The organism is Streptomyces sp. NPDC033165 (assembly GCF_055577965.1).
In genome coordinates this window covers 64,344-90,998 of record NZ_JBVIPK010000003.1, presented here as the reverse complement: position 1 = coordinate 90,998, position 26,655 = coordinate 64,344, and the positions used below count along the sequence as shown (strand labels likewise).

The window sequence follows — 26,655 nt, the reverse complement described above, 5'->3', positions numbered from 1 at the left end:
GCGCCTCGCCTCGATTCCACTAGTCAATTAATGGAATCATGGTGTTGAGGGCGGATGGCTGTCAAGCGCGGGGCCGCCGCGCGCGAGGTGGGGGGCCGCCGCCGGAGATGGGGGCACAGCCAGGGGTCGGGAGAGAGCGCTACCGGTGACCCTCCGCCGCGGTGGACCAGTCGATCACCACCGCTCGTCCGTCAGCATCACGTTCTCCGGATGCAGGTCCAGGTGGAGCACGCGGTCCTCCGGGTTCACCGACGCCCGGGGCGGAATCGCGTGGAGCTCGCGCAGCAGCCGGGCCGGCAGGGCACCCGCCTCGGCCGCACCGAGCGTCCCGGCCGGCAGGGCCTCGGCCATGGTGGGGCCGGACAGCCGCTGGAGCACCAGTTCCGTGGGGCGGACCCCCTCGATGGGCACGCCGATGCGCGGCACCGGGAAGCCGAAGGCGCCCACGTACGCCATCACCGCCAGCTCCTCGGTGCTGCCCGTGTGGTCGCGGTAGCGGCGAAGGCCCCAGGAGCCGTCGAGTGCGTACACGTCGGCGGTGCGTCCCGAGCCCGGCAGTTGCCCTGTGTGTATGGGGCCGAAGCTGGCCGGGCGCAGGAGGGAAGGGGAGACGCGTTCCGGCCCCGGCCGGTGCTCAGGGGGTGGTGTCCGGGGGCGCTGACCGGGCGGAGCCGGGCGCAGGGAGGCCTCCATGGCCCCGAGAGCGCCCCATAACGCCGAGGGAGGGGGGTGAACGGGATCTCCTGCGACCGGCGGCGCCGCCGCTACGGTTTCGGCAATTCCCTGGTCCGGACCAACCCCCGCCGGATCTGGACACCCCCTGAACCAAGGAGAGTTACGTGGAGAGAACCACGCTCCGCAGACGTGCCTTCGCCGCCGGCACCGCCACGGTGGCCCTGGGCGCACTCGCCCTCGCCGGGCTGACCGGAGTGGCGTCGGCCGGCTCCGCGGGACCCGCCGCCCCGCCGGTCTCCGCCGACAGCCTGTCGCCCGGACTGCTGGCCGCCATGGAGCGCGACCTCGGGCTCGACGCGGAGGCCGCCAGGGCCCGGATAGCGAACGAGTACCGCGCCGCCGCCGTCGCCACCGGGCTGGAGAAGTCCCTCGGCGCCAGCTTCGCCGGGGCCCGGGTCAGCGGCGACGAGGCGGCTCTGACCGTCGCCACCACCGACGCCTCCCAGACCGCCCGCATCACCGATGCCGGGGCGAGGGCCGAGGTCGTCGGACACAGCCTCGACCGGCTCGAAGGCGTCAAGGAGACCCTCGACAAGGCCGCGCTGCGCAAGGCGCCGAAGGACGTACCCGTCTGGTACGTCGACGTCGAGGCCAACAAGGTCGTCGTGAACGCCGCCAGCGACTCGGCGGCCCGGGTGTTCCTGAAGGAGGCCGGGGTCGGCACGGACCTCGTCACCGTCGTCCGGTCCGCCGAGCAGCCCCGCGCCCTCGCGGACATCCGGGGCGGCGACGCGTACTACATGAACCCCTCCGGCCGTTGTTCCGTCGGCTTCTCGGTCAAGCGCGGCACCCAGAACGGCTTCGTCACCGCCGGTCACTGCGGCCGCGCCGGCACGACGACCAACGGCGTCAACCAGCAGGCCCAGGGCACCTTCCAGGGCTCGACCTTCCCCGGCCGGGACTACGCCTGGGTCGCCACCAACGCCAACTGGGTGGCGAAGCCCCTGGTCAACGGCTACGGGCGCGGCGACGTCACCGTCACTGGCTCCACCCCGTCCGTCGTCGGCGCCTCCGTCTGCCGCTCCGGCTCCACCACGGGCTGGCACTGCGGCACCATCCAGCAGCTCAACACCAGCGTCACCTACCCGGAGGGCACCATCTCCGGCGTGACCCGCACCAGCGTCTGCGCTGAACCGGGCGACTCCGGCGGCTCGTACATCTCCGGCAGCCAGGCCCAGGGCGTCACCTCCGGCGGCTCCGGCAACTGCCGGAGCGGCGGTACGACGTACTTCCAGCCGCTCCTGCCGGCGCTCCAGGCGTACGGGCTGACGCTGGTCACCAGCGGGACCCCGACCGACCCGCCCACCACGCCGCCGACCGACCCGCCCACCGACCCGCCGGGCGGCACCTGGGCGGCCGGCACCACATACGCCACCGGCGCCACGGTGACGTACGGCGGAGCGACCTACCGCTGCCTCCAGGGGCACACGGCCCAGCCCGGCTGGACCCCGCCCGTCGTACCCGCCCTCTGGCAGCGGGTCTGACCTCCGGGCCTCCAGGCACGGTTGCCTCCCCGAACCTCTCCGCCTCCCCGCACCGAGGACTCCGAGGACTCCGTCATGACCTCACAAATGGATAACCCAACCCCCCATGCGTCGAGCGAGCCTGATGAGACATCGGGAGGGCGGCCCATCAGCCGCAAAGGTCTCCTGAAGGCCGCGATCGTGGCGAGCGCGGCACCCCTCCTCGCCGGAGGGGGCGTCGCGCTCGCCCGGGACGCCGCTTCCGCCGGGAACGGGCCCCTGGCCCCCACCCCGCAGTGCGACGACGGCGACGACACGACACCGCCGCAGATGGAGGGGCCGTACTTCAAGCCCAACTCCCCGCGCCGCACCAGCCTGGTCACCCCGGGCACCCCGGGCGTACCGCTCACCGTGAGCGGCTACGTCTTCGGCCGGGCCTGCCGGCCCATCCCCGGAGCCCTGCTCGACTTCTGGCAGGCCGACACCAACGGGTCGTACGACATGGCCCGATACGCCTTCCGGGGACACCAGTTCACCGGGCCTGACGGGGGCTTCAGCCTCACCACCGTCGTGCCGGGCCTCTACCCGGGCCGTACCCGGCACCTCCATGTGAAGGCCCAGGCCCCCGGGGGCCGCATCCTCACCACGCAGCTGTACTTCCCGGGCGAGCCGCGCAACAACACCGACGCGCTGTTCGACCCGGAGCTGCTGATGACCGTCCGCAACGTCGGGAACGGGCGCCAGGGCACCTTCGACTTCGTCCTGGACGTCGCCCAGACGCCCGGGCCGAGCGACCCACCCACCGATCCACCCACCGAGCCGGGCACCAGCTGGGAGTCCGGAACCTCCTACCGCGCGGGAGACCGCGTCACATACGGCGGGGTCGCCTACCGCTGCCTACAGGCGCACCTGGCCATGCCGGGCTGGGAACCGCCGCAGGTCCCCGCGTTGTGGGAACGTGGGTAGACCGGGAACAGCGAGCGCGCACCACCGCCCGCGCCCCGTTCACGCCGTCCGGCGCGTGAACGGGGCGCTTTCGCATGCCGTCGCAGAAGCCCCCGGGAAGCTCGGAAGAGGTTTTCGTCGGGGACTGAAACATTTCCGTGTTCCCGTCGCGTCGTAAGGGGGGAAGGGCGGAGTGGACGGACAGACGGGGGAGAGTATGAAGTCGTCGCGCGCCGAGGAGTTCAAAGAGTTCGCGGCCGGTCGGGCCGGCCATCTGTTCCGCTCGGCCTGCTTGCTGACCAGCGGCGATGCGCACCTTGCCGAGGACCTGGTGCAGGAGACCCTGAGCCGGATGTACGTGTCGTGGGGCCGCGCCCGCCGGATCGACAACCCGGCGGCATACGCACAGACCGTGCTCGTCCGGACCTTTCTGACCCACCGGCGAAGGCGCTCCGCGAGCGAACGCCCCCTGGCCGAACTGCCCGAGGGCGCCTCGGCCGCCGACGACGACCCGGCGCTGCGGATGACGCTGCTCGGGGCGCTCTCCCAGCTGGCCCCCAAGGACCGCGCGGTCGTGGTGCTCCGGTACTGGGAGGACCGGAGCATCGAGGAGACCGCCGCCGCGCTCCAGGTCAGCCCGGCGGCCGTACGGACCCGCTGTGTGCGGGCGCTCGGGCGGCTGCGTGAACATCTGGGCGGCAGCGTCGCGGAGTTCGCCACCCGCTGACCCCGCTGATCCCGCAGGCCCCGCAGGCCCCGCGTCCCCGGCTGACCTGCCAGCCCGTTGAAACCTGTTGTGCACCCACAACGAGAAGTGGTGGTTCCCCATGCCTTTTGAAGACGAACTCAGCGAGGAGCTTCGCCGTACGGGCGCGGCCTTCGACCTGACCGGCCGCACCGCGGTGGTGGACGGCGCGCTGGAGGACGGGCGCCGTGCGCTCCGCCGCCGTCGCGTCGCCGCCGTGGCGGGCAGTGTGCTGGCCCTGGCTCTCGTCGGGGGAGGTGGTGCGGTCGCCGCCGGGATGCTGGACGGGCCCGATGCCGTGGCGAACGTCGCGAGCAGCGGTCCGGCCACGCCGACGGCCCCGGCCACGGACGCCGTCTCGCCCACGCCGACCTCCGAGCCCACCGACGCACCCACGGCCACACCCTCGGACACGCCCACGCCCACGGACGAGCCGACGACCGCCCCCACGGACGGCCCTCGCGAGGGTGAGGGCTCACCGCAGCCGCCGGCGCCCGGTTCGGAGGACGACGGGGAGCCGGCGCCCGAGCTGGACTACACGCTGCTGATGCCCACCTTCCTCAAGCTGCTGCCCGAGGGCCTCTCGGTGGGGGAGAAGACGAACGACGGGGGCGAGTTCGCCTCCGTCGTCGTCGACGACGGCAAGGGCAGCACCCTCGTACAGATCAATGTGCAGCCCGATATGAGAGACGTCGCCGACCACCTCTACAGGGATGCGACCACCCTGCCCGACGGCACCCTGCTCGCGACCTCGAAGGTGCCCGGTGAGAAGGGCGGCCAAGGGGTCGTCTGGTGGACGGCCGACACGATGCGTCAGGACGGAATGCGGGTCGTTGTCTCGGCCTTCAACTCCGGTGCCCAGTCGACGCCCGCCACCCGCCCGGAGCCCGCGCTCACCATGAACCAGCTCGTCGCCCTGGCGACCAGCCCGGAATGGCTGAAGCTCCAGCAGCGGTAGCCGCCTCACACCGCCGCACACCGCCCTCCACCCGCCTCACCGTGTCACTTGGCGTCCGCGTACCGCTCCACCACCGCCGTGGTGAACGGAAAACGCACCGGCGTCTCCCCGAAGGCGGTCCGCCCGGCCAGCTCACCGGCCGCGCGGATCGCCTCGGTGACGGCGGCCGTCTCCTCGGCCGGGCAGTGCACGATCACCTCGTCGTGCTGGAAGAACACCAGCTCCGCTCGCAGCCCCTGCTCGTGGAGCGACCGGCGCAGCGCGGCCAGGAGCAGTAGCGCCCAGTCGGCGGCGCTGCCCTGCACCACGAAGTTACGGGTGAAGCGCCCCCGGGCCCGGGCCAGGCCGCCGTCGGACGCGGTCCCGGTGCTCTCGGGGCCCTCCTGGGGGATGCCCGCCTCCTCGTCCTGGCCCGCCACCACGACCGGCGGGCTGGTCCTGCCCAGCCAGGTCCGCACCACGCGCCCCTCCTCGCCCGCCCGCGCCGCGTCGTCGACGTACGCGACGGCGGTCGGGAAGCGGCGGCGCAGCGCGGCCAGATTCTTCAGCCCGTCCCCGGAGGTCTGACCGTAGATCGCCCCGAGCAGCGCCAGCTTGGCGTGCTCGCGGTCGCCGTGGAACGCCCGGTCGGACAGGGCCTTGTAGAGATCGCCGTCGTGACCGGCCACCTCCATCAGGCCGCGGTCGCGGGAGATCGCGGCCAGCACGCGTGGCTCCATCTGGTCGGCGTCCGCGACGACCAGGCGCCACCCCTCGTCGGCGACGACGGCCTGCCGGATGACCTTGGGGATCTGGAGGGCCCCGCCGCCGTTGGTCGTCCAGCGGCCGCTGACCGTGCCGCCCGGTTGGTACTCCGGGCGGAAGCGGCCCTCACGTACCCAGTCCTGGAGCCAGGACCAGCCGTGCGCGGTCCAGATCCGATACAGCTTCTTGTACTGGATCAGCGGTTTGACCGCCGGGTGGTCCAGCTCCTCCAGCTCCCACCGGCGGGTCGACTTCACCGCGATCCCGGCCTGGGCGAACGCCTTCACCACATCGGCGGGCAGATCGGGGCGGACCCTTCCCCTGGCTCTTGAGGAGTCGGGGGAGGCCCCGTCGTCGAACGCCGCCGACACCTCGTCGGCCAGCTCGGCCAGTCTGCGGGGCTCGCCGCCGCCCGCGTACCGCTCGCCCAGCAGGTCGTGCAGGACCTGCCGGTGGACGTCGGCCCGCCAGGGAATCCCGGCCCGGTGCATCTCGGCCGCGACGAGCATCCCCGCCGACTCCGACGCGGTGAGCAGCCGCATCCGGTCGGGGTGCAGGGCCGCGTCATGGCGGCGCACCTGGTCCGCGTAGACCCGGAGGAGCCCCTCGAACGGCACCCCGGGGCCCGACGACGGCTCGAACAGGGAGGACTGCGCGCCCGGTTCGGCGGATCGGGCGGGAGGGTCCGGCGGCACCGGGGCGCTGTCCAGCCGGGCCAGCGCGGCGGCGGCGGACCGGGGCTCGCCGAGCCGTCCGGCGTGCCCGAGCAGCAGCAGCTCGGCGCACTCGATGTCGTAACACCGCTCGACGCGGACCCCGGCGGCGAGCAGCCGGGGGTAGACCTCGGCGGTCGACCGCCACACCCAGCGCCCCACCGCGGGGCGGGAGCGGACCGCCTCGACGAGATCGGGTTCGGCCACGACGGGGCCGGCGGGCGTGCCGTCCCGGGCCAGCGGCACGAGCAGCGCGCCGCCCCCCTCCGCCACACCCAGCGCCCACCGTTCGGTCATGGATACGAGTCTGGCACCCCCCACTGACAACGCCCCGGCACCGACATCGACAATGCCCCGCCCTCCACCGCGAGCCCCCCCGCCTACCCTGGTCCGATGAGATCAGCGGGATCAGCGGGATCAGCGGGATCAGCGGGATCAGCGGGGTCGGCAGGATCGGCGGACTCGGTCATCGACCGGGCGTGCGCGGCGGCGCTCTACGTGGACGGCGACGCCGCCCTGGACACCGGAGCCTCCCTGCTCGCCGCCGCGCCGGACGCCGACGCGGCTGCGCACCGGCGCGGCGAGGAGTTCCTGCGGCGGGCCTGGGAGCGGGGCTGGCACCCCGCCGACCTGGTCCGGTTCGTCCGCCGCGAGCTGGACGAGCGGCGGGCGGCGCTGGCCGGGACGCTGATCGCCGCCGAGACCGCCCGGTACGCGGAGCTGCCGCCCCGCTGGCGGCAGCAGCTCGCCGAGCTTCCGGAGCCCGTACCGCGCAACCGACCCGACCGGTTCTCGTACGCCGCCGACCTGCTGGAGCTGTACCGGCTGCTGCTGCGGCTGCCCGCCGTCGAGCCCGTCGGCCCTCCGCCCGGCACCGCCGCCGACCACCTCCACCGGCCGCCCGCCGCCGACGAGCCCCGCATGCTCACCCGCATCCGGGCGCTGCTGGCGAAGGCGGAGGCGACCGGCTTCCCGGAGGAGGCCGAGGCGCTGACCGGCAAGGCGCAGGAGCTGATGGCCCGGCACAGCATCGACGAGGCCCTCCTCGCCGCCCGTACGCACAGCCGCGAGACGCCCGGCGCCTGCCGGATCGGGGTGGAGCCCCCGTACGAGAGCGCCAAGGCGATCCTGCTCGACGCCGTCGCCTCCGCCAACCGCTGCCGGGCCGTGTGGAACGACGACCTCGGCTTCAGCACGGTCGTCGGCTTCGAGCCGGACCTGGAGGCCGTCGAGCTGCTGTTCACCTCGCTGCTCGTCCAGGGGACGGCCGCGATGACCCGGGCCGAGGCCGGGCAGCGCGCCGGAGGCCGTAAGCGGACCAAGACCTTCCGGCAGTCATTCCTGATGGCGTACGCCCAGCGGCTCGGCAGCAGGCTCGCGGCCGACGCCGAGCGGGTCACCACGGCCGCCGACACGGGTGCGAGTGCCGGGCTGCTGCCCGTCCTCGCCGCCCGGGACGTCGCCGTCACCGAGACCGCCGACCGGATGTTCCCGAGGACCACGACCGCCCGGGTGCGTGGCGTCTCCGACCCGGACGGCTGGACGCACGGAACCGATGCCGCCGACCGCGCCCGTATGGGCGGCTCCCGGAGCGGGACCTCACAGGGACCCGGCGAGATCATGACGGAGAACTGACCTGCCCATAGTCCGGCTTGTCCGTTATTCCGGTTAAGATCGGCTATTCCGGTTAAGCTCGGCCCATGAGCTGGCTCCGGGCGCTGAAGGAGACCGCCCGCTCGGGGCTGGAGATCGAGCGGCAGAGACTGGAACCCCTCGTCGCCCTCCGCGGCGCGGCCGGGCTCGCCCTCGTCGTCGGCACCAGCCTCGTCCTGTTCGGGCCGGAGATCGCCGCGAGCTCCGCGTTCGGGGCGTTCCAGGCGGCCATCGCCACCTTCCAGCGCAGCTGGCGCCCGCGCCCGGTCCTCGCCCTGGTCTCCGGAGCCAGCCTCGCCGTCTCGACGTTCGTCGGCTATGTCAGCGGCACGCACGTCGTGCTGTTCCTCTGTCTGCTCGGCGTCTGGACCTTCCTCTCCGGGCTAGCCTGGGCGGCGGGCCCGACGGGCGGCATCATCGCCTCCTCCAACGTCGCGATCATGCTGGTGACGATCACCCTGCCCACCTCGGTCGTCGACGCGGCCGCTCACGCGGGGATGATCGCCGCCGGCGGCTTCGTGCAGGCAGCGCTCATCGTCCTCTTCCCGGTCCGCAGATGGGGCGCCCAGCGCGACGCGCTCGCCGACGCCCTGGCCGCCGAGGCCGACTATGCCCGGCGGCTGCGGTACGACCCGGTCGCCCCCTTCGACCCGCTGCCCCTGATGACCGCCCGCAGCGCCGCCGCCGTCACTCCCCGCCAGGCCCGCCGCCGCCCCGCCGAACTGCACGGGGCCCGGGGCGTCGCCGAACGGCTGCGCCCGGTGCTGGCCTCGCTCGCGGACCCGGCGATGGGGGTGCCCGGCGACGGACTTGAGCGGCTCTGGGTGAACGAGCTGCTGGGTGCGGCGGGCTCGGTCCTGGACGCCGCCGCGCGGGCCGTGCGGCACGGCGAACCGGTCCACCTCTCCGCCACCGACCTGGGCGTCCTGAAGACCCCCGACAACGACGTGATCCTCGTCGGCCCCGCCCGCCGCGCCGCCGACCGGCTCGCGGCCCTGCTCGACGACGTCCTGGAGATCGCGGAGGGCACCGGCACCGACAGTGGTATCCCCTCCGACCTCGCCCCGGACACCCGGCACCGGCCCACCCTGGTGAAGCTGATCCCCGTGGTGCTGACCTCGATGCGCCGCGAGCTGCACCACGGCTCGTCGGTCATGCGCCATGCCATCCGGGTCGCGGTGGTCGCCGTCTGCGGGTACTTCGTGGGCGAGGCCGTGCCGCTCGGCCACGGCTACTGGGCCCCGATGACCGCCGTCATGGTCATGCGGCCCGAGTTCTCGCAGACGTACGCCCGTTCCGCGGGCCGCTTCGGCGGCACCCTGGTCGGCGTCGGGCTGGCCACCGCCGTCGTGCAGACCGCCCACCCCGACGCCCGGCTCTCCGCCCTGCTCGCCGTGGTCTGCGCCGGGCTGATGTACCTGCTGATGCGCACCGGCTACGCGGTCGGCCAGGTCTGCGTCGCCGCGTACGTCGTCTTCCTGCTCGGCATGGCCGGTGACGACTGGTCCCAGACCGTCACCGAACGCATCGTGCTGACGCTGGTCGGCGGGCTCCTCGCGATGATCTCGTACGCCGTCTATCCGGCCTGGGAGACCCCGCGCCTGCGCAACCGGCTGGCCGAGTGGCTGGCGGCGGACGGGCGGTACGCGGCCACGGTGATCGACCAGTACGCCGACCCCGCCTCCCGGAACGTCGAGGACGTCCGGGACGCCCTGATCGCCACCCGGGAGGCCCGTGTCGCCTGGCAGGAGGCCCTGGCGACCGCCCAGCACGAACCCGTACGCCACCGGGGCATCTCCCGGGCCGCCGCCACCGACGCCCAGCACGCGCTCGCCCAGCTGGGCCGGTCCGCGATGGTCCTGGAGGCCCACCTGCCCTCGGCGTCGGCGGCCCCGGTGCCCGGTGCGGCCGAACTGGCCGACGCGCTGCGCCGGGCCACGGAGAAGGGCGCCAAGGCGGTACGCGAACGCCGCCTGCCGGACTGGCGGATGGTCGCGGACGCGGTGGCCCACTGGGACGTACCGAACGAGCAGGCCGCCCCGTCCGGCGGCGACCCGGTGGTGCACCGGGGCGCGGCGCTGCTCCAGGACGCGCTGGAGGAGTTCACCCGCGCTCTGGACGAACGCGGCGGCAGCACCCGCGTCAGCAGCACCCTCGCCGAGGGCTGAGCCCGGCCTCGGCGGGGAGGACGGGCGAGGGGGCAGGCAGACAGGGAGCGGGCTGTCGGCGGACGGGCGGTCAGGGCGCGGGCACTTCCGGCAGGTCCGGGAGTTCGGGGAGCGACGGCAGATCGGTGGGCAGCTTGCCCGGGTCGACCTTGGTCAGGGAGTCCTTGGCGCCGCCGTCCCAGGAGACGACCAGCTTCGTGCCGTCGACGGAGTCGATGGCGCCCATCGTGCGCTCCTTGCCGCCGTCGGGGCAGGTCAGGGCCAGCATCGGCTCGCCGCCCATGTCCTTCACCTCGCCCTGGCAGACGGACTGGTCGGCGACGAGGGCGACCTTGCGCGCGGCGATCGACACGGTGACGTTCTTGCCGTCCGTCAGCCCCGCCCAGGTGCCCTCCAGCGCTGCGGCGTCCGTGCCGCCGCTCCCGGAGTCCTTGCTCCCGTCGGCGCCGGGCGTCGCGCTCGCCGACGCGTCCGCGCCGGAGCCCTTGCCCGGCTCGTCGTCGCTGCCGCATGCGGTCAGGGCCAGTGAGGCGGCGAGACCGGCGACCACGACGGCACCGGTGCGTACGAACCTGGTCACGTGGAGTTCCCCCTTGCTGTTTTCCGGGCGAAAGACCGCGCCACGCTACCAAGGGTCCTGCCGCCAACTCCGTTAAGCGGGAGCGAATTGGACGTGCCGTTCGTCTCTCTTCCCGGTGGGCGCGCGTACACGGAAAGCCTGTAATCGAAGGAACACCCCGCGTGCACGTGCATCTGCTCATGCATTGGCATATGAACACAGCTATGATCCGAGCTAGTTGACACTTGCACCTTGCAACTCGGGGAGCGTCCTGTGCACCACGTGTACAACGGCATGGCGGCCACAGAGCTTCGCGGAGTCGTCTGGCAGAAGAGCAGGCACAGCAACTCCCAGGGGTCCTGTGTGGAGTTCGCGAAACTGCCCGGAGGGAATGTGGCGATGCGGAACTCCCGCCATCCCGACGGGCCCGCCCTGGTCTATACGCCGGCCGAGATCGAGGCGTTGCTGCTCGGCGTCAAGGACGGCGAGTTCGACCACCTGGCGACCGGTGGCTGAACGATGACCGGCGGCGGATGAACGGTAGCCGGCGACTGAACGGCAGCCGACGGATGAACGGCGGCCGGCGGCCGAACGGGCAGGACCCCGGGCGGTCGGCCTGCCCGGGGTCGCTACGCGTGTGTCTTCAGGCCTGTGTCTTCGGGTTTTCCGGAAGCCGGAAAAGGGCCCAGACGACCTTGCCGTACAGCGGGCCGGAGGGGAGTTCCCCCACCGGTACGGGGGAAGGGTGCCAGCCCCAGCTGTCGCTGACGCACTCCACCAGGAACAGGCCGCGTCCGGATTCGGCCGAATCCGCGGCCTCGCCCGCCACCGGACTCCTCCGGCTGGGATCGCGCACCGCGCACACCAGCCGCGAGGTCCAGCGCATCAGATGCAGCCGCACCGGCGGGTCCTGGAACTCGCGCGGCGGCTCGTCGGGCAGCGCGTGGCGCAGGGCGTTGGTGACGAGCTCGGACACCACCAGCGCGACATCGTCGAAGCGGTCGCTCAGCTCCCACCGCTCCAGGGTGGACCGGGTGAACTTACGCGCCCCGCCGACCGCTTCGTAGCGGGCGGGCAGAGCGCAGGACGCCGATCCGGCAACCCCTGAGGGGTCGGTGGGGGGAAGCCCCTGCCGTAACGGCTCGAGCATCGTCGATCCATTCGTCCCCATACGAGGCACTCCCGGGATTCGCGGCTGTAGCGGCACTGCCTGTAGCGGTACTGCGGGGGGTACAGCGGCACAACACGAGCACGCAGGTGCGCGGGGACCATGGTTCCGAATGCGCAGGGCAGATGCAAGGGCAGATGCACGTGCACGCGCCGGACCTGCCCGATACCGTGGTGGTTGCGGGGCATTTCTTCCCGGGGGTAGTTTCGGAGCTTTCTGGACGTCTTCCCATTTCCGTAATCGAATGAGTACGGGCTGAAGCGTTTTGGTGGCAGAATCCGGGACCTGGGGTTCCGGGGGGCGCCGGTGTCAGGTAGGCGATGGGGAGGGTCGGACCAGTGTCGGCAGGCGAGTCGAGTGGATCGGTGGTGCGGCGCATCCTCCTGGGCTCTCAGCTCAGAAGGCTGCGGGAGTCGCGCGGAATCACCCGTGAGGCGGCCGGCTACTCCATCCGGGCCTCCGAATCGAAGATCAGCCGCATGGAGTTGGGACGTGTGAGCTTCAAGGCCAGGGACGTCGAGGACCTGCTCACGCTCTACGGTGTCGCGGAGGAGGCGGAGCGCGACTCCCTCCTCGGACTGGCCCGCGAGGCCAACGTGGCCGGTTGGTGGCACAGTTACGGAGATGTGCTGCCCGGCTGGTTCCAGACGTATATCGGCCTGGAGGGTGCGGCCTCCCTCATCCGTATCTATGAAGTCCAGTTCGTGCACGGTCTGTTGCAGACCGAGGCGTACGCCCACGCCGTCGTCTCGCGCGGCATGCGCGGGGCCTCGCCCGCCGAGATCGACCGCAGGGTGGCCCTGCGCCTGGAGCGCCAGAAGGCCCTCGTCTCCGAGCGGGCCCCGACGTTCCACGCCGTCCTCGACGAGGCGGCGCTGCGTCGCCCGTACGGCGACCGCGAGGTCATGCGGGCTCAGTTGCGGCATCTGATCGACATGTCGGAGCAGCCGAACGTCACGCTTCAGGTGATGCCCTTCAGTCATGGCGGTCATGCCGGTGAGAGCGGCTCATTCACGATGCTGCGTTTCCCGGAATCCGATCTGTCGGACATTGTCTATTTGGAGCAGCTGACAAGTGCGCTCTATCTGGACAAGCCCGAAGAAGTCGCGCAGTACGAAAAGGCCATGGCGGGCCTCGCCCAGGACAGCCCGGCACCGGAAGAGAGCCGGGATCTTCTGCGTGGACTACTCCAACTGACCTGATTTCTCAGTACGATGACGTCAGATCAGGAGTCTGCGAACGCCTGCAAGTAAGGGATTGCATGTCCTTCTTCCATGAACTGGCCCACCAGTACATCGACGGCGAGTGGCTGACCGGCAGCGGCTCGTGGGACATCATCGATTTCAATCCCTACAACGGTGAGAAACTCGCCGCCGTCACCGTGGCCACCGCGGCGGAGGTCGACCGGGCCTACCGGGCCGCCGAACGCGCCCAGCAGGAGTGGGCCGCCACCAACCCGTACGAGCGGCGGGCCGTCCTCGAACGCGCCCTGCGCATCACCGAGGAGCGCGCCGAGGAGATCGCCGAGGCGATCACCGACGAGCTGGGCGGCACCCGGCTGCGCGCGGCGTACGAGGTGCGCGGCGCGACGGAGTTCCTGCGCGAGGCGATCCGCCAGGCGCTGCGGCCCACGGGCAGGCTGCTGCCCGCCGTGGGGGACGGCCGGGAGAACCGGCTCTACCGGCTGCCCGTCGGTGTCGTCGGCGTGATCAGCGCCTTCAACTTCCCCTTCCTCGTGACGATGAAGTCGGTCGCGCCCGCGCTGGCGCTCGGCAACGCGGTCGTCGTGAAGCCCCATCAGAATGCGCCCGTCGTGGGCGGCGGACTGATCGCGAAGATATTCGAGGACGCCGGTCTGCCCGCCGGACTGCTCAATGTCGTGATCACCGACAGCGCGGAGATAGGCGACGCGTTCATCGCGCACCCCGTGCCCAGGGTGATCTCGTTCACCGGCTCCGACCGGGTCGGCCGGCACATCGCCGCCACCGCCGCCGGGGCCTTCAAGCGGACCATCCTCGAACTGAGCGGCAACAGCGCCCTGGTGGTGCTGGCGGACGCCGACATCGACTACGCGGTCCAGGCGGCCGTCTTCAGCCGCTTCCTGTATCAGGGGCAGGTCAGCATGGCGGCCAACCGGATTCTGGTGGACCGGTCGGTGGCGGCGGAGTTCACCGAGAGGTTCACCGCCGAGGTGGCCGCTCTCAGGACCGGTGACCCGAGGGATCCGGAGACCCGGATCGGCCCGGTCATCAACGCCTTCCAGGCCGACGCCCTCGGCGCCCTGGTCGACCGCGCGGTCGCGGACGGCGCGCGGGCGCTCGTACGCGGACGGACCGTCGGCAACGTGGTCGGGCCGACCGTCCTCACCGGCCTCGCGGAGGACTCCCCGCTGCTGACACAGGAGATCCTCGGCCCGGTGGCCCTGCTGATGACGTTCGACGGCGAGGAGGAGGCCGTACGGATCGTCAACGACAGCCCCTACGGACTCAGCGGCGCCGTCCACACGCGGGACGCCGAGCGCGGGGTGCGGTTCGCGCAGCGGATCGTCAGCGGGATGTTCCACGTCAACGACTCCACCGTGCAGGACGATCCGCTGGTCGCGTTCGGTGGCGAGAAGACGTCCGGGGTGGGGCGGCTGAACGGCGAGGCCGTGGTGGAGGCGTTCACCACGCAGAAGTGGATGTCGATCCAGCACGGCCGCACGGTGTTCCCGTTCTGACAGGCGCGTACGGCGTGGTGCGGGCCGCCCCGGTCGCACGGGATACCCTAGTCAAAGTTGAATAGGACCCCGTGCGAAACCCCGGGAAGGGATGGGTGTCATGTCCGCGATCCGGCTGCTGGTCCTCGGTGCCGTGCGCATGCACGGCCGCGCACACGGCTATCAGGTCCGCAACGACCTGGAGTACTGGGGCGCGCACGAGTGGTCCAACGCCAAGCCCGGGTCGATTTACCACGCCCTGAAGCAGATGGCGAAGCAGGGGCTGCTGCTCGCGCACGAGACCGCGCCCTCCACCGTCGGCGGCCCGCCGCGCACGGAGTACGAGGTCACGGAGCAGGGGCTGGAGGAGTACCGCACCCTGCTGCGGAACGCCATCCGCTCCTACGACCAGAACCTGGACGTCCTCTCGGCGGCCATCGGGTTCATCGTCGACCTGCCCCGCGAGGAGGCCGTCGCGCTGCTCAAGGAGCGGATCGAGGGCATGAAGGAATGGCGGGACGCGGTCACCGACTACTACACCCCCGAGGACGGTCCCGAATCCCTCGGCCATATCGGCGAGATCATGAACCTGTGGGTGCACTCGGCCGACTCCGGCGCGGAGTGGACGCGGGGCCTGATCGAGCGCATCGAGGGCGGTGCGTACACCTTCGCGGGCGAGGGCGACCCGTTCGTCGGGGTGCTGGCCGAGGGCGAGGAGAACCCGTACGCCACCGGTGTCCCTGATCCCGGGGACCACGACTAATCAAGTTTGACGAATGCTGGATCGGGGTTTACCGTCGAGCCGCTAGTCAAGTTTGACTACAAGGGGTTGGAAGGGTGGCGGTGAACGTGACCGAAGCGATCGTCATGGACGGCGTGCACAAGAGGTACGGGGAGAAGCGCGTCCTGGACGGGCTGGACCTGGTCGTCGGCGGCGGCACCGTGCACGGGGTGCTCGGCCCCAACGGGGCGGGCAAGACCACCGCCGTACGGATCATGTCGACGCTGCTGCGCCACGACGCGGGCCGGGTCTCCGTGGCCGGGCTCGACGTCCGCGAGCGGGCGGGCGAGGTGCGCCGCAGGATCGGGCTGCTCGGGCAGCACGCGGCGGTGGACGAGCAGCTCGGCGGGCGGCAGAACCTGGAGATGTTCGGGCGGCTGTACCACCTGGGCGCACGCCGGGCGGGCAGCCGGGCCGACGAACTGCTGGAGCGGTTCGGCCTCGCGGACACCGGCCGCAAGGCCGTCAAGCAGTACAGCGGCGGGATGCGCAGGCGGCTCGACCTGGCCGCCTCGCTGATCACCGATCCGGACGTGCTCTTCCTGGACGAGCCGACGACCGGGCTCGACCCCCGCGGCCGGGCCGAGGTCTGGGAAGCGGTGCGCTCCTTGGTCGGCGGCGGCACCACGGTGCTGCTGACCACGCAGTATCTGGACGAGGCGGACCAGCTGGCCGACCGGATCTCGCTGATCGACGGCGGCCGGGCCGTCGCCGAGGGCACCCCCGAGGAGCTGAAGGCCCGCGTCGGCGGCGACCGGATCGACGTGGTGCTGCGCGACGCGTCCCGGCTGGTGGAGGCGGCCGCGCTGCTCGGCGGCGCGGATCTGACGCTCGACCACGACCGGCGGCTGATCGGCGCGCCCGCCCCGGACCGGATGGCGGCCCTGACCCGGACCGTACGGGCGCTGGAGGAGGCGGGCATCGAGGCGGAGGACATCGCGGTGCGCCGCCCGACCCTGGACGAGGTGTTCCTGTCCCTGACCGGACAGCCCGCGGGTGAGCAGCGTACGGAGAAGGCGGAGGCGGCGGCATGAGCGCGGTGACGACGACGGTGGTCCCCGAGCAGGGGGGCGGCTCCCGGTTCGGCTGGGCGCTGGCCGACTCCTGGACGATGACCCGCCGCGAACTGGCGCACTGGGCCCGGCAGCCGGTCGCGGTCCTCGTCAACCTGGCCTTCCCGGTGATGCTGCTCGTGATGTTCACCTATCTGGTGGGCGGCGGCCGGGGCGTGGAGGGCGACCCGACCGCGTTCCTGGTTCCCGGCATGCTCGCGCTGACCATGGCCTTCGGCCTGGAGAGCACGATGCTCGCGGTCACCCGGGACCTCGGCAAGGGTGTCATCGACCGCTTCCGTTCGATGCCGATGGTCCCGGGCGCGGTGCTGGTGGGCCGAAGCGCCGCGGACATGCTCCAGTCGGTGGCCGCGCTCGGGGTGATGACCGGGGTCGGCTGCGCGGTCGGCTGGCGCTGGCACAACGGGGCCGCCGCCGCGCTGGGGGCGGTGGGGCTGCTGCTTCTCCTGCGGTTCGCGATGCTCTGGGTGGGCATCCAGCTCGCCATGGTGGCGGGGCGGCCCGAGCTGGTCTCCGCCGTCCAGATCCTGGTCTGGCCGGTCGGCTTCCTCTCCAACGTGTTCGCCGCCCCCGCGTCCATGCCCGGCTGGCTGGGGGCCGTGGTCGAGTGGAACCCCATGTCCGCGACGGCCACCGCCGTACGGCAGCTGTTCGGAAACCCGGGGGGCGCGACCGGCTCCTGGGCCGCCGAGCACGCCCAACTCCTGGCGGTGCTCTGGCCAGTGGTGATCATCGCGGTGTTCTTCCCGCTGGCGGTGAGGAAGTTCGCGAGGCTGAGCCGGTAGCGGACGCCGGCGGATCGGTCCTGTGCGCCCGCCAGGGATCACAGGGCAGCTGGTTAGTGGTGGAAGGCCGTCGGCGTCGGCCGGTCATGGCTCAACGGGTGCTTCTGCGAGCGTAGTTCGGGCAGCAACAGCTTCAGGTCCTCCACCAGCAGCTCCGCCAGGTCCGAGGAGAACCCGTTGCGGCACACCACCCGCAGCACCGACAGGTCCTGCCGGTTGGCGGGGAAGGTGTACGCGGGCACCAGCCAGCCGTGCTCCCGCAGCCGGCGCGAGACGTCGAACACGTCGTACGCGTGGACGTCGCTGTTCGTCGTGAAGGCGAACACCGGCAGCTCGTCGCCCCGGGTGAGCAGCCGGAAGTCGCCCAGCTCCGCCACCGCGCGGGCCAGTGAGCAGGCCACGTCCCGGGAGGCCTGCTGGACCGCCCGGTAGCCGTCGTGCCCGAGGCGCAGGAACGTGTAGTACTGCGCGACCACCTGCGCCCCGGGCCGGGAGAAGTTCAGCGCGAAGGTCGGCATGTCGCCGCCCAGGTAGTTGACCCGGAAGACCAGTTCCTCCGGCAGTTCGTCGGACGAGCGCCACAGCGCCCAGCCGACCCCCGGGTAGACCAGCCCGTACTTGTGGCCGGAGGTGTTGATCGAGGCCACCCGCGGCAGCCGGAAGTCCCACTCCACGTCCGGGTCGAGGAAGGGCGCGACCATCGCGCCGGACGCCCCGTCGACGTGGACCGGGATGTCGAGGCCGGTGCGTTCCTGGAGGGCGTCCAGGGCCGCGCACAGCTCGGCGATCGGCTCGTAGGACCCGTCGAAGGTGGAGCCGAGGACGCCGACGACCCCGATGGTGTTCTCGTCGCAGAGCTCGGCGGCTGCCTCCGGGTCCAGGTGGAAGCGGCCGCCCTCCATCGGGACCTGCCGGGCCTCCACCTCCCAGAAGGTGCAGAACTTCTCCCAGCAGACCTGCACATTGACGCCCATCACCAGATTGGGCCGGGCGCTCGCCGGATAACGGTCCGCGTTCCGCTTCGCCCAGCGCCGCTTCAGGGCGAGCCCGGCCAGCATGCACGCCTCGCTCGACCCGGTCGTCGAACACCCCACGGCGGTCGCCGGATCGGGGGCGTTCCACAGGTCGGCGAGCATCGCCACGCAGCGCCGCTCCAGTTCGGCGGTGCGCGGGTACTCGTCCTTGTCGATCATGTTCTTGTCCCGGCACTCACCCATCAGCACCCCGGCCTGCGGCTCCATCCAGGTGGTGACGAAGGTGGCCAGGTTGAGCCGGGAGTTGCCGTCGAGCATCAGCTCGTCATGGACCAGCCGGTACGCCGTCATCGGCGGCAGCGGGCCGTCCGGCAGCCGGTGCCGGGGCGGCGCGGCGGTCATCGCGGCCGTCGGATCGGCCTCGCCGTAGAAGGGGTTGAGGGCGAGCCTGCGCCGCTCCGCGGAGGGTTCGTCCTGTTCCGGGTGGGCACCGCGGTGCAGCGGCATGGGGGAAGCCCTTCTCTCGGCCGACGCGGTCGGGGCAGTATCGTTTCAAATCGGTATGCAGCAGAATGAAGCGTTACGTGAGCGTATGAAGCCGACGATACGGATGCTTGCGGTGTCCGGCGCGCCGGGTTGAGCCGTCTCCGCGCGCCAGGTCGAGCCGTCCCCGCCCCCGTGGCCACCCCCCGTCCCCGTAGCCCCCCGTCCCTGTATGCCCCGCTCCCGTACGCTCCCCGCCCCCGTACCCCTCACCGCAGCGACTTGCCGTCCCCGTCCAGCTGCATCTGGGCCCGCCCGGTGACCAGCAGCCACGCGGGCAGCACCGCCGCGCACAGCAGCGGCAGCACCGACGCGTCGCCGACCAGCACCGCCGCCGTGAACAGGCTCACCCAGCCCTGCCGGGTGACGGCGAGCAGTACGCCCAGCACCGCGCAGGACACGGCGAGCGCGGCCGGGACCGCGTCGACCAGGGCGTGCGCGCACAGTCCGAGCGCCGCCCCCGCGAAGACGGCCGGGAAGATCCGCCCGCCCCGGAAGCCGCAGGTCGCCGCGGTCACGAGGGCGGCCATCTTCACCACCGCCATGACGGCGAACTCCCCGGCGGACCAGCCGTCCGGGTCCCCTGCGATCCCCTTCACCTCCTCCAGCCCCTTGAAGAGGGTCAGATGGCCGCCCAGCGCCCCGAGCAGCCCCAGCGCCAGCCCACCGAGTGTCAGGGCGAGTACCGGATACCGCAGTGCGCGGAAGGCCCGGTGCGCGACCGGGAACACGTACACCGCGAGCATGCCGAGGAGTGCGCCCGCCGAGGCGATCACGAGGGCGGAGAGCAGGTCGCCCCAGTGCGGTCCGGAGTACGCGGGGAGGGACAGGTCGAAGCTCGGGTGCGCGATCAGCGACATGGTCAGCGCCCCCGCCGTCCCGGCCGCGAGCGGGGCGAACAGCCGGTCCCAGAACGCCCCGGGGCCCGGCTGCGAGGCCAGCGTCTCGGAGAGGATCAGCGCGGCCGCGATCGGCGTGCCGAACAGGGCCCCGATCGTCCCGGCCGCGGCGAGCGACACCCACAGCCCGGCCGGTGCGCCGGGCGCGACGCGGCGGCCGAACCAGAAGGCGAGCGCGATGTTGGCGGCGGTGATCGGGTTCTCCGGCCCGAGGCTCACCCCGCCCGCCAGCGCCAGCGCGGTCACCAGGAGCAGCCCGGGGACGATGCCGGGCCGCATGGGGGCGTCGACCAGTCCGGTGGTGGCGGGGTCGGGTCCGCCGTGACCGGGCACCGCCCGCAGGACCAGGCCCACCGCGAGGCCGGTCGCGGTGAGCATCGTGATCATCCACAGTGAGGAGAACCGGCCCACGCCGAGCGCGTCGGGCAGGGTCTCCCACAGCACGTCCTGGAGCCGTTCCGCCAGCAGGCTCACCCCGAGCAGGATCAGCGCGCAGGCCACCCCGACGACGATCGCGGGCAGGACGAGCGCCAGCAGCCGCCGGGCCGGGGCGGCCGGGGGACGCGGGGGAGCGGGCGACGGGGGCGCGGGGGGTTCGGAGGCGGCCACCGGTTCACCATAGAGTCAGAAAACGGACCAAAAGCCCCATCGTCCATCCGGTGGTGCCGCGTCACACCTTGCTGATCACCGCCGCCGTCCCGTACGCGCAGACCTCCGTCCCCACGTCCGCCGCCTCGGTGACGTCGAAGCGCATCATCAGGACCGCGTTGGCGCCCCTGGCCCGCGCCTGCTCCACCAGCCGCTCCATCGCCTGGTTGCGGGTCTCGACCAGCGTCTTGGTCAGCCCTTTCAGCTCGCCGCCGATCATCGACTTCAGCCCGGCGCCGATCTGGCTCCCGAGGTGGCGCGACCGCACGGTCAGCCCGAAGACCTCACCGATGACCTGCGTCACCTGATACCCCGGTACGTCGTTTGTGGTGACGACCAGCACGTCCGCCTGGGCGGTCTGCCCGCCGCCGAATTCCTCAATGCCCATGTTCGTGGCACCTCCTGCGATCAGCTTCGTTCTACTCCGCAGGATGCGCATTCCCGCTGTGCGCCACCGGAACCAAGGGCGTTCACCGGGCGTCGGTAGCTTCGGTTGCCGCGCGGCCCCCATCACACACGTCACTCTGGAGCCTGGACCCTTGAATACGCTTGCCCTCGGCCCGAGCTGGCTGGACCCGGACTATCTGCTCAACACGTTCGGCCTCCCCGGCCTCCTCCTCATCGTGTTCGCCGAGTCCGGACTCCTGATCGGCTTCTTCCTGCCCGGCGACTCCCTGCTGTTCACCACGGGGCTGCTGGTGACCACGGGGCAGCTGAAGTATCCGCTGTGGCTCGTCTGCACCCTGATCGCCATCGCCGCGATCCTCGGCGACCAGGTGGGCTATCTCTTCGGCCGCAAGGTCGGCCCGGCCCTCTTCAAGCGCCCGGACTCCCGTCTCTTCAAGCAGGAGAACGTGGAGAAGGCCCACGAGTTCTTCGAGAAGCACGGCCCGAAGTCCCTGGTCCTGGCGCGCTTCGTGCCCATCGTCCGCACGTTCACGCCGATCATCGCGGGCGTCAGCCGGATGAACTACCGTCTGTTCGTCATCTACAACGTCGTCGGCGCGCTCCTGTGGGGCGTCGGCGTCACCGTGCTCGGCGCCATGCTCGGCAAGATCGACTTCGTGCACGAGCACATCGAGAAGATCCTCGTCCTGATCGTGCTCATCTCCGTGGTGCCGATCGTGATCGAGGTCCTCAGGGCCCGCAGCCAGGGCAAGAAGGCCGCTGCCGCGGAGGCGGCGGCGGGCGGCGACGGCCCGTCGGCGGGTGCCCTGCCCCAGGGGCTCGTCGGGCCGGGCTCAGCCCCGCCGGGAGCCTGAGGTGACCGGGCTCAGTCCCGCCCGGAGCCCGAGTTGACGCGCGCGTGCCGACCGCGCTTCGGTGCGGCGGCCGACGGCTCCGCCTTCTTGCCCTGAGCCCGGTGCTCCACCACCAGAACAGCGATCACCACGGCGGCGCCGAGCGCGAACAGGGCGCAGCTCAGGCCGACCGAGCCGCTGGGGGCGAGCAGCCCGCGGTCATCGTCCTGCCAGGGCCACAGCGCGCGCAGTGAACCAGCCATCAGACCGGTCATCACGACCAGCGTCATGTGGTGGTAGTTCGCCAGCAGCCACTTCAGCAGCTTGACGAAGAGCGCGAGCCCCACCGCACAGCCCAGCGCGAAGGCTGCGAGATAGCCGAAGTCACGCTCGTTGACGGCTTCGATCGTCGGCTCGTACAGGCCCATGGTCAGCAGCAGGAACGAGCCGGAGATACCGGGAAGGACCAGCGCGCAGATCGCGATCGAGCCGGCCAGCGCGACCACCACGGGGTGGGTCGGCATGTCGCCGGGCGGCAGCCCCGTCAGAGTGAAGGCGCCCAACGCGACGACCACGCAGAGCGCGTAGTTCCCGACGGTCCAGCGCTTTCCCGAGCCTGAGTACGGCACCCACAGGGAGGCCAGCACCAGACCGAAGAACAGGGCGTAGGCGGACTGGGGGTGCTCCTCGACCAGGGGCGCGATCAGCTTGGCCGCGAGCACCAGGGCCACCGCCATGCCCGCCAGGAGCGGGAGCAGGACCGTCCAGTCGACGTTCCGCAGCTCGGCCCTGGCGCGCGCGGTCCCGCGGCCGCGGGGCAGGTCGGACGCGCCCATGCGCAGCGCGCTGGTGATATGACCGGCGCCGTCGATCAGCTTCTCGTACACGCCGGTGATCAGTGCGACGGTGCCGCCGCTGACGCCGGGGACGGCCTCCGCGGTGCCGATGAGAGCGCCGCGGAAGGCGTTGAAGACGTGGTGGCCGGATGGCTTCGCCATGATCTCCTGTTTCGACTGTCGGCTCTCGGCCATGGTTCGGCTCTCGGCCTTGAGGGGAGCAGGCGACCATCCTACGGGCTGTCCCGTAACCCCTGGCGGGCGCACGAGGATTGCGGGACAGCCCTCGGGCGCCGCGCCGCAGTGGCCGTACGAGGAGGGGTCGGCAGGCGGAACGGACGGGACCGCCGCTCCCTCAGAACCCTCGGGTCCGCTTCGCCGCCCGGCGGCTCGCCCCGCCGACCGCCCCCGGCACCCCCATGAACAGCCGGGAGATCTCGCTCCCCAGGTTCACCCCGATCGCGATGGCCAGCGCCGTCGCGACCGCCGTCGACAGCGAGGTCAGCCCTTGGGTCACGTCGTTCTGGGCCACGCCCAGCAGACCGAAGTACGTCGCCGAACCGGGCAGCAGCGGCCCGATCGCCGCCGTGATGTACGGCAGCGAGGACGTGTACCGGTAGCGCGAGAACAGCTGCCCGAACAAGCCCACCAGACCGGCCGCCGCCGCCGTCGCCGCGACCGGCGAGATGTCCCCGGTGCGGGCCATCGCCCCGAAGACGATCCAGGCGACACCGCCGTTCAGGGTGACCGCCAGCACGGTCGACCGCTCCTGCTGGAGCAGGACCGCGAAGGCCAGACTCAGCGCCATCGACGCCAGGATCTGGAGCACCGGCCGGTCGTTGGGCACGAACTGCGCCTCGGGATTGAGCTGCGCCCCCAGCTGCACCCCGAGATACAGGATGATCAGCACGCCCGCCACGATCCCGATGAAGAAGTACATGACCTCCAGCAGCCGGGCCGAGGCGGTGATGTAGTAGCCGGTGAGGCCGTCCTGCACCCCCGCCACCAGCGCCCGCCCCGGCAGCAGGGCGAACAGCCCACCGGTGATCACCGCGGACGGGCGGACGTCCGTGGAATGGGTCAGCGTCAGCGCCACCCCCATCGCGGCGGGCGGCATCGCGGCCACCGTGAACTGGTAGAACTCCGGCAGTCCGCGCCCGGCGCACAGCCACGCGAGACGGTCGCCGAGCATCGCGCCCGTCGCCGCCACGATGAACACCAGCACCCCACCGCCGACCAGCACGGAGGCCGAGCCCGCCAGCAGCCCGGCGGCCGCCGTCAGCACCCAGCCCGGGTACGGGTGCCGGTTCCTGCGGATCTCCGCGAGCCGCCGGTAGGCCTCCTCCAGGGAGACGTCGGTGTCCTCGCTGGTGATGTCGTCCACCAGCCGGAAGACCGCCGCCAGCCGGGTGTAGTCGGTGCCCCGGCGGCGTACGGTACGGCTCGCCGTGACCGGATCGTCGACCAGCGACGGCTGGTGCGAGATGGACAGCAGCGTGAACGTGACCGTCGGCTCGCTGCGGTCGAGACCGTACGAGCGGGTCACCGCGAACATCGCCGCCTCGACGTCCTCGGCGCCCTCACCGCCCGCGAGCAGCAGCTCCCCGATACGCAGCGTCAGGTCGAGCACGCGCGGCACGGCGGGGCCGGTCTCGTCGTCGGTGCGCTGAATGGTCTCCGCGGCCGGCCGCTCGGTCACCGGCATCCGCAGCATCGTGCGCATCCGGTCCTGCCAGGGCGCCTCCTTGGTCATCCTGACCATCGGAATGCCCTGCGCCGGAGTGAACGCGGGCGGCGACTGCTGAGCCTTGTACGTGCTCGGCGGGGTGAAAGCGGAACTCAGCGTGTCGGAGTGCGAAGCGCCTCCGGGGCCACCGCCCGAGGACGCCGGGCCGCCCGGGTCCTGGTGCACCCCGCTCGGCAGCGCGAACTCCGACGTCGGATGGTCCTCCTCGGGCGGTGAGGCCGGATGACTTGTCCCCGGAGGCGGAGCGAAAGCACTCCGTGCCTCGTCGGACTGGGGCTTCTGGTCCTCTGGACCGCCCGATTCCGCCACCACTCGACCTCGTTCCTCCTTGGCTGCATGTCCCGGGCACTCGTCTGCCCAGTATGGCCACCGGCATGGGCCCCGCACACGCAGGAGTGCGGACAGCGAAACGGGCGGCACACCCGCGAAGGTGTACCGCCCGTTCCCGTACGGCCGTCCGGCTCACAAACGGAACCGGGAGAGGGACGTCAGTGCGCGCCGCCCTGCGCCTCAAGGCGCTTGTACGAGGCCTCGATCTCGGCCTCCGCCTCGGCGCGGCCGACCCAGTCGGCGCCCTCGACGGACTTGCCCGGCTCCAGGTCCTTGTAGACCTCGAAGAAGTGCTGGATCTCCAGGCGGTCGAACTCCGACACGTGGTGGATGTCGCGCAGGTGCTCCACCCGCGGGTCGGACGCCGGGACGCAGAGCAGCTTGTCGTCGCCGCCCGCCTCGTCGGTCATCCGGAACATGCCGATGGCACGGCACTTGATGAGGCAACCGGGGAAGGTCGGCTCGTCCAGGATGACCAGCGCGTCCAGCGGGTCGCCGTCCTCGCCGAGGGTGTTCTCGACGAAGCCGTAGTCGGCCGGGTAGCTGGTCGAGGTGAAGAGTCGACGGTCCAGGCGGATCCGACCGGTCTCGTGGTCCACCTCGTACTTGTTCCGCGAACCCTTCGGGATCTCGATGGTGACGTCGAACTCCACGGGTGGCTCCTCCATGATCAACACATACGACTGGTGATTAAGTGTCCCCCACGCAGAAGAGTGCTCGCGAAAGGGGCTGGTCAACGGTGGCCGAGCCGGTGGAAAGACCGTCGAACCGTCCGTCGGACCCGTGGGGCAGGCTGAAGAGCCTGACGCATCGGCGCAACGGCTCGCACACCTGGCAGGTCATCGCAGGCTCCGCCACGCTCGGCCTGGTCGTCGCTGCCGGCGCCGTCCTCGCCGCCGGCCCCTGGGACAACGGTCAGCGTAAGGCCGAGCGGGAGGTGGCAGCCGCCGCGGACCCCACAGGTGGCGCACATCACGGCCGCCCCACGCCCGACACGCCCCCGGCGGCCCCCAGCGCCCCGCCCGTCCTTCCCGCCCTCGGGACCGTCACCCGCGACACCCCCCAGGACCCCGCGGGCCTCCGCGACACCCTGGCCCCGCTCATCGGCGTGCCCGAACTCGGCACCCGGGTCGCCGCCTCCGTCATCGACACCGCCACCGGCAAGCAGCTGTACGGGCACGGCGCCACCACCCCGATGACCCCGGCCTCCACGATCAAGGTCGCCACCACCCTCGCCGCGCTCTCCGCCCTCGGCCCCGACCACCGCATCGCCACCACCGCCCGGCTCTCCGAGGACGCCCGCACCCTCACCCTCGTCGGCGGCGGCGACCCCACCCTGAGCAGGGCCGCCCTGCGTTCGATGGCCACCGAGGCCGCCGACGCCCTGCGCGAGGACGGCAAGGACTCCGTACGGCTCGCCTACGACACCTCCCGCTACACCGGCCCCGTGCTCCACCCGATCAGCCCCAACACCAACATCGCCCCCGTCACCGCGCTGATGGTCGACGAGGGCCGGCTCGACGACACGGACCGCGGCCCCGCCCCCCGCAGCGAGGACCCCGCGGGCGACGCGGCCCGCGCCTTCGCCGCCCAGCTGAAGAAGGCGGGCGTCGAGGTCACCGGCACACCCCGCGAGGCCCGCGCGGCCGCCGAGGCCCGCACGGTCGCCACCCACCACTCCGCGCCGCTGTCCGCCCTCGTCGAACGCACCCTCACCAACAGCGACAACGACATCGCCGAGGCCCTCGCCCGGCAGACCGCCATCGCCAAGGGCGAGAGCGCCGACTTCGCCGGAGCCCGCCGCGCCGTCACCAACGAACTGAAGAAGCTCCAGGTCCCGGTGGCGGGCGCGCACCTCGCCGACGGCAGCGGGCTCGACCGCGCCGACCGGGTCACCACCGCCCTCCTCACCGCCCTCCTCGCCCGCGCCGCCGACCCGGACCGCCCCGGACTGCGCCACGTCCTCACCGGCCTCCCCGTCGCCGGATTCAGCGGCACCCTCAGCACCCGCTACCAGGACGCCCCCGGCGCCACCGGCCTGATCCGCGCCAAGACCGGCACCCTCCGGGGCGTCAACGCCCTCGCCGGAACCGTCGTCGACGACCGGGGCCGCCTCCTCGCCTTCGCCTTCCTCGCCTCCGGCACCGCCTCGGCCCCCGAGGCCGAAGCCGCCCTCGACGCCCTGGCCGAGGCCGTCGCCGGACCGGCCCGCTGAGCCGCACCCGGCACCCGAAGAGCGGTGCAACACC

23 protein-coding genes and 1 pseudogene are annotated in these 26,655 nt (G+C 72.0%); 14 read left to right on the top strand and 10 right to left on the bottom strand.

What is annotated here, in order from left to right; genetic code table 11:
- Positions 1-148: 148 nt before the first annotated feature.
- Positions 149-573, bottom strand: a pseudogene (locus ACZ5WC_RS08165) (phosphotransferase); the annotation flags it as partial.
- A 266-nt stretch (positions 574-839) separates the two neighbouring features.
- Between ACZ5WC_RS08165 and ACZ5WC_RS08160 the strand changes: the two are divergent.
- The 4 genes from ACZ5WC_RS08160 to ACZ5WC_RS08145 all read left to right on the top strand — a co-directional run bounded on the left by ACZ5WC_RS08160 (position 840) and on the right by ACZ5WC_RS08145 (position 4,846).
- Positions 840-2,219 carry a carbohydrate-binding protein gene (locus ACZ5WC_RS08160; RefSeq protein WP_468540041.1) on the top strand — a complete coding sequence of 460 codons (1,380 nt, stop codon included), beginning with the start codon at positions 840-842 and terminating at the stop codon, positions 2,217-2,219.
- Between the two features lie 87 nt (positions 2,220-2,306).
- On the top strand, positions 2,307-3,164 hold the full coding sequence (locus tag ACZ5WC_RS08155; RefSeq protein WP_468540040.1) for a dioxygenase family protein: 858 nt from the start codon (positions 2,307-2,309) through the stop codon (positions 3,162-3,164).
- Positions 3,165-3,360: 196 nt separating this feature from the next.
- Entirely contained in the window at positions 3,361-3,870 is a 510-nt protein-coding gene (locus tag ACZ5WC_RS08150; RefSeq protein WP_468540039.1) for a SigE family RNA polymerase sigma factor, read from the top strand.
- A 100-nt stretch (positions 3,871-3,970) separates the two neighbouring features.
- A complete protein-coding gene (locus ACZ5WC_RS08145) occupies positions 3,971-4,846 on the top strand; it encodes a hypothetical protein (RefSeq protein WP_468540038.1) in 876 nt (291 codons plus the stop codon).
- Between the two features lie 44 nt (positions 4,847-4,890).
- On the opposite strand, the gene ACZ5WC_RS08140 is transcribed toward ACZ5WC_RS08145, so the two are convergent.
- Positions 4,891-6,600: a bifunctional 3'-5' exonuclease/DNA polymerase gene (locus ACZ5WC_RS08140; RefSeq protein ID WP_468540037.1), complete on the bottom strand. Its 1,710-nt coding sequence runs from the start codon at positions 6,598-6,600 to the stop codon at positions 4,891-4,893.
- A gap of 96 nt (positions 6,601-6,696) precedes the next feature.
- Between ACZ5WC_RS08140 and ACZ5WC_RS08135 the strand changes: the two genes are divergently transcribed.
- Positions 6,697-7,938 carry a DUF2786 domain-containing protein gene (locus ACZ5WC_RS08135; RefSeq protein WP_468540036.1) on the top strand — a complete coding sequence of 414 codons (1,242 nt, stop codon included), beginning with the start codon at positions 6,697-6,699 and terminating at the stop codon, positions 7,936-7,938.
- A 65-nt stretch (positions 7,939-8,003) separates the two neighbouring features.
- A complete protein-coding gene (locus tag ACZ5WC_RS08130; RefSeq protein WP_468540035.1) occupies positions 8,004-10,124 on the top strand; it encodes an FUSC family protein in 2,121 nt (706 codons plus the stop codon).
- Positions 10,125-10,194: 70 nt separating this feature from the next.
- Here the strand turns inward: ACZ5WC_RS08130 and ACZ5WC_RS08125 are convergent, their stop codons facing one another.
- Positions 10,195-10,704, bottom strand: coding sequence for a hypothetical protein (locus ACZ5WC_RS08125; RefSeq protein WP_468540034.1), 510 nt, complete (start codon positions 10,702-10,704; stop codon positions 10,195-10,197).
- A gap of 252 nt (positions 10,705-10,956) precedes the next feature.
- Here ACZ5WC_RS08125 and ACZ5WC_RS08120 point away from each other — a divergent pair, with 252 nt between their 5' ends.
- The gene (locus ACZ5WC_RS08120) at positions 10,957-11,199 is read left to right on the top strand and encodes a DUF397 domain-containing protein (RefSeq protein ID WP_056793446.1); all 243 of its coding nucleotides are present in this window, start codon (positions 10,957-10,959) and stop codon (positions 11,197-11,199) included.
- Between the two features lie 127 nt (positions 11,200-11,326).
- Here the strand turns inward: ACZ5WC_RS08120 and ACZ5WC_RS08115 are convergent, their stop codons facing one another.
- Positions 11,327-11,833, bottom strand: coding sequence for an ATP-binding protein (locus ACZ5WC_RS08115; protein WP_468540033.1), 507 nt, complete (start codon positions 11,831-11,833; stop codon positions 11,327-11,329).
- Between the two features lie 356 nt (positions 11,834-12,189).
- On the opposite strand from ACZ5WC_RS08115, the gene ACZ5WC_RS08110 reads away from it, so the two are divergent.
- The 5 genes from ACZ5WC_RS08110 (at position 12,190) to ACZ5WC_RS08090 (ending at position 17,188) form a co-directional block, all read left to right on the top strand.
- A complete protein-coding gene (locus tag ACZ5WC_RS08110) occupies positions 12,190-13,053 on the top strand; it encodes a helix-turn-helix domain-containing protein (RefSeq protein ID WP_468540032.1) in 864 nt (287 codons plus the stop codon).
- A 59-nt stretch (positions 13,054-13,112) separates the two neighbouring features.
- Positions 13,113-14,570 carry an aldehyde dehydrogenase family protein gene (locus ACZ5WC_RS08105; protein ID WP_468540031.1) on the top strand — a complete coding sequence of 486 codons (1,458 nt, stop codon included), beginning with the start codon at positions 13,113-13,115 and terminating at the stop codon, positions 14,568-14,570.
- Between the two features lie 100 nt (positions 14,571-14,670).
- Entirely contained in the window at positions 14,671-15,312 is a 642-nt protein-coding gene (locus ACZ5WC_RS08100; RefSeq protein ID WP_468540030.1) for a PadR family transcriptional regulator, read from the top strand.
- A gap of 86 nt (positions 15,313-15,398) precedes the next feature.
- On the top strand, positions 15,399-16,364 hold the full coding sequence (locus tag ACZ5WC_RS08095) for an ATP-binding cassette domain-containing protein (RefSeq protein WP_468540029.1): 966 nt from the start codon (positions 15,399-15,401) through the stop codon (positions 16,362-16,364).
- Positions 16,361-17,188 (top strand): ABC transporter permease, encoded by an 828-nt coding sequence (locus ACZ5WC_RS08090; RefSeq protein WP_468540028.1) that lies wholly within the window; start codon positions 16,361-16,363, stop codon positions 17,186-17,188. Before ACZ5WC_RS08095 ends, ACZ5WC_RS08090 begins: the two co-directional genes overlap by 4 nt.
- Before the next feature lie 53 nt (positions 17,189-17,241).
- On the opposite strand, the gene ACZ5WC_RS08085 is transcribed toward ACZ5WC_RS08090, so the two are convergent.
- From ACZ5WC_RS08085 to ACZ5WC_RS08075, 3 genes are all read right to left on the bottom strand, one after another.
- The gene (locus tag ACZ5WC_RS08085) at positions 17,242-18,669 is read right to left on the bottom strand and encodes a glutamate decarboxylase (RefSeq protein ID WP_468540027.1); all 1,428 of its coding nucleotides are present in this window, start codon (positions 18,667-18,669) and stop codon (positions 17,242-17,244) included.
- Positions 18,670-18,914: 245 nt separating this feature from the next.
- Entirely contained in the window at positions 18,915-20,213 is a 1,299-nt protein-coding gene (locus ACZ5WC_RS08080; protein WP_468540026.1) for an ion channel protein, read from the bottom strand.
- A 61-nt stretch (positions 20,214-20,274) separates the two neighbouring features.
- Positions 20,275-20,640 (bottom strand): YbjQ family protein, encoded by a 366-nt coding sequence (locus ACZ5WC_RS08075; RefSeq protein WP_019762066.1) that lies wholly within the window; start codon positions 20,638-20,640, stop codon positions 20,275-20,277.
- 151 nt (positions 20,641-20,791) lie between these two features.
- On the opposite strand from ACZ5WC_RS08075, the gene ACZ5WC_RS08070 reads away from it, so the two are divergent.
- The gene (locus tag ACZ5WC_RS08070) at positions 20,792-21,514 is read left to right on the top strand and encodes a DedA family protein (RefSeq protein ID WP_468540025.1); all 723 of its coding nucleotides are present in this window, start codon (positions 20,792-20,794) and stop codon (positions 21,512-21,514) included.
- An 11-nt stretch (positions 21,515-21,525) separates the two neighbouring features.
- On the opposite strand, the gene ACZ5WC_RS08065 is transcribed toward ACZ5WC_RS08070, so the two are convergent.
- From ACZ5WC_RS08065 to ACZ5WC_RS08055, 3 genes are all read right to left on the bottom strand, one after another.
- Positions 21,526-22,491, bottom strand: a complete 966-nt coding sequence (locus ACZ5WC_RS08065) for a DUF368 domain-containing protein (protein WP_468540024.1) — start codon at positions 22,489-22,491, stop codon at positions 21,526-21,528.
- Positions 22,492-22,684: 193 nt separating this feature from the next.
- Entirely contained in the window at positions 22,685-24,388 is a 1,704-nt protein-coding gene (locus tag ACZ5WC_RS08060) for a threonine/serine exporter family protein (RefSeq protein WP_468540023.1), read from the bottom strand.
- Between the two features lie 176 nt (positions 24,389-24,564).
- Complete coding sequence (locus ACZ5WC_RS08055; protein ID WP_003968257.1) at positions 24,565-25,059, bottom strand: inorganic diphosphatase; 495 nt, start codon at positions 25,057-25,059, stop codon at positions 24,565-24,567.
- A gap of 86 nt (positions 25,060-25,145) precedes the next feature.
- Here ACZ5WC_RS08055 and dacB point away from each other — a divergent pair, with 86 nt between their 5' ends.
- Entirely contained in the window at positions 25,146-26,621 is a 1,476-nt protein-coding gene (gene dacB / locus ACZ5WC_RS08050; RefSeq protein ID WP_468540022.1) for a D-alanyl-D-alanine carboxypeptidase/D-alanyl-D-alanine endopeptidase, read from the top strand.
- The last annotated feature ends 34 nt before the right edge of the window (positions 26,622-26,655 follow it).